Raw genomic sequence first — 270 nt, 5'->3', positions numbered from 1 at the left:
GCCATTCTTTTCGTAGAAAAGATGGGCTTGGAGACGACTTTCAGCAGAATTGAGGCGAATAAAATGGTAGCCCTCTTTCTGTGCAATTTGCTCAACGGCTTTCAGCAGACTTGCTCCAATCCCTTGTCCTTGATGACTAGGCAAAACAGCTAGTCCCAGAATATTGAGGCCTGTATCCGAATAGAGACTTTCATAGACTTGTGCGTGAATGTAGCCTTGCACTGCGCCACTTATGTCATCTATATAGACCAATAAGATATGCCCCAATGT

1 protein-coding gene is annotated in these 270 nt (G+C 44.4%); it reads right to left on the bottom strand.

Annotation, left to right across the window (positions count from 1 at the left end; all coding sequences use genetic code 11):
- On the bottom strand, positions 1–270 hold a 270-nt coding region (locus C1E99_RS00155), incomplete at both ends, for a GNAT family N-acetyltransferase (protein ID WP_153060106.1).

It is taken from the genome of Streptococcus suis, from assembly GCF_002964045.1.
In the GTDB taxonomy this organism is placed as follows: domain Bacteria; phylum Bacillota; class Bacilli; order Lactobacillales; family Streptococcaceae; genus Streptococcus; species Streptococcus suis_U.
This window is presented reverse-complemented; position numbering and strand designations above follow the sequence as displayed.